This window comes from Streptomyces sp. WAC06614 (assembly GCF_003949795.1).
Classification (GTDB): domain Bacteria; phylum Actinomycetota; class Actinomycetes; order Streptomycetales; family Streptomycetaceae; genus Streptomyces.
In genome coordinates, this window is sequence record NZ_RPRY01000550.1 from 1 (window position 1) to 2,689 (window position 2,689).

The window sequence follows — 2,689 nt, forward strand, 5'->3', positions numbered from 1 at the left end:
GGTCTGCGGGCCGCTCGCCGCACCCCCGAGGCCCTGGCGGGTGCCTGTCTGGCCCGGCCGGCCGGCCCCGGCCGTGCGCACCGGCTGGGCGCGTCGGCCCGGGCCCGGGCCGCCGCGCCCAGCCGGTGCGCACGTTCGGGGTCGGTCAGCAGGGCCAGACAGGCCTCCGCCAGGGCCTTGGGGTTGCGGGGCGGGACCAGCAGACCGGTACCGCCGACGACTTCACGGACCGCCCCGACATCGGTGGAGACGGTCGCCCGGCCGCTGAGCATCGCCTCGACCAGGCCCACCGGGAACCCCTCGACCACCGACGACAGCACCGCGACCCGGCCGGTCCCGTAGGCCTCGGCGGCGGTCGGGGTCTCGGGGCCGCCGAGTTCCTCGAAGGTGACCGGGCTCTCCCCCGCGCTGACCGCGTCCGCGGCCTCGTCGGGGAAGAGCTGGGCCGCCAGCGACCGGCAGTCGGCGAGGTAGGCCCGCGCGGCGGCCGTGACGAACAGCCGCAGCCGGGCCTGCGGCGCGGTCCGCCGGATCTCGGCGAAGGCGTGCAGCAGCCCGATCAGGTCCTTGGCGGGCTCCGCCCGGCCGACCCAGACCAGGGTGTCCGGATCGCCCGCCTCCGGTGCCTCCCCGACGCCGGCGAATCGGTCCGCCTCCATCCCGGGGTACACCGTCCGCTGCCGTTCGCGCGGGGCGCCGCACCGCTCCTGCCAGCGCCGTACGTGCGCGTTGCCGGGCGTGAGCAGATCGGCCTCGCGGTAGAGGACGGCGGCCAGCCGCCGGTGGAACCCGGCGAGCAGGGCCCGAACGGCGGGCCGGGCGGCCGGGGCGGTCCGCAAGTAGTACGCACGCAGCGGGACTCCGTACTCGGTGACCAGCAGCGGCACTCCGAAGAAGCGTTTGGCCACCAGTCCGGGCAGGGCCAGGACGCCGCCGCCCGCGGCGTGGCAGACGTCGGCCCGGCCGAGGCCCTCGTACCAGTCGAAGGACAGCGGGCGCAGCGCCCGCTCCAACTCCTCGGTGAAGGCGAGCAGGTCGGGGACGGTGGCCGCGGCGGCCGCGGGGCTCGCACCCGGGGCCCGGCACGCGGCCTCGGCCACCCGCAGCGCCGGCTCGGAGCGCAGGGCCGACGCCAGTCCGCCGTGATCGCGGGCGAGTCCGGCCAGCCCGTGCAGCCCCTCGTCGAACGCCGCGACGTCGAGCGCCGCCGCGTCGGCGTTCGCCGCGCCGGCCGCGCACACGCCGGTCAGCAGCCGGCCCAGGTCCTGCGCGAACGCCCGCCGGGCGCGGCGCCCCAGGCGCCGGCCGCCGCCCTCGGGCGTGGCCCCCGGCGCGGCCGGGTGCACGGCGACCGCCCGGCCGCCGTCCTGCGCCCCCGCGCCGGGGTGCGGGCCGGGCTCGTGGTGCATCGCGTACACCTCGAACTCGTGCTGCGGAAGCCCTCGCACGAGCCGGTCGCACCACAGCCTGGACTCACCCGTGGTGAGCAGTCCGATCCGCACCGGCGGCACCCCCGTTCTCCCGTCGATCCGGTCGCCGTCGGTCCGGCGACCCGCCGCGGGGAGAACTCAAGCGGATGTGCCGGTGGTGCGACGGACGGTTGTCCGCCGCGCCACCGGAAGGGGTGAAGAGTCGTAACTTTCGCGTACGGGTCGCGTTCGACCGCGCTAACCGAGTGGACGATCTGTCAGTACGACCGTCCGCGGGCCCGGTCGGCGGGGCTCAGCCGGTCGGGTGGACCCAGGGGTTGGGCCGGCACTGCACGCCGTCGATGTTCAGCGACTTCGTCTGCTGCTGCATGATCGGCGCGAGCGCGCCGGGGGTCCGGCAGTTCTCGTGCCCGTGGCCGAGCCGGTGGCCGACCTCGTGGTTGATCAGCATCTGCCGGTAGGCGAGCATCTGGTCCTGGCCGTACGTCGGCGAGCCCTGCGCCCAGCGGTAGGCGTTGATCATCACGCGCTCGGTCTTGGCGGAGTCGCAGCTGACGTTCCCGACGACGGTGTCCAGGTCGGACTTGGCGCACCAGACGCCGGTGGTGCCCGGGCTGGCGAGGGTGACGACGAAGTCGGCCTCGCCGGACGGCACGCGCTCGAAGGACATCGCCCCGTCGTGCGCCCAGCTCCTGGGGTCGTTCAGGGTGCGCTGGACGGCCTCGGCGAACAGCTCCGCGTCCAGCCCGAGGCCCTGTTCCACGTCGACGCGGTAGCGGACCGTCCTGCCCTTGCCGGGGCCCTTGGCACCGGTCTGCACGGTGTCGAAGGTGTTCGGGCCCTTGAGCCCGGCGTCGAGGGCGAACACCTCGGCCATCTTCTGCTCGTACGTCTTCTCCGGCGCGGCCTGCGAGGGGGCGGCCTGGGCCGGGGCGGGGGTCGGGCGGTCGTCGGACCGGGAGGCGGCCGACTGCCCCGGCGCCGCGCGGTCGGCCGGGTCGTCGCCGGGCGCGTGGGCGCTGAGCAGGCCGCCGTCGCCGTCGAGCACGGCCTGGCCGGTGACGACGACCGCGAGCACGGTGGTGACGGCGGCCGCGGCCATGCCGGTGTACGTCCAGATCTTCCTGCCCCGGCCGCCGGTCTCCGGCTCCGGCTCCGGCTCCGGCTGCGCCTCGGGCTCTGCCGCGGACCCGGCGTCGGGCGCCGCCGGTCCGGGCGCGGCGGCGCCCGACGCCGGGTCCGCGGCAGAGCCCGAGGCG

General features: G+C 76.7%; 2 protein-coding genes. Both read right to left on the reverse strand.

Going from position 1 to position 2,689, the window contains the following annotated elements; translation table 11 throughout:
• Positions 1-1,502, reverse strand: a 1,502-nt coding sequence (locus EF918_RS34510) for a glycosyltransferase (protein ID WP_125652811.1), incomplete at its 3' end; no start/stop codon positions are given.
• Positions 1,503-1,722: 220 nt separating this feature from the next.
• A partial coding sequence (locus tag EF918_RS34515; RefSeq protein WP_125652812.1) for a DUF3152 domain-containing protein occupies positions 1,723-2,689 on the reverse strand: 967 nt, incomplete at its 5' end.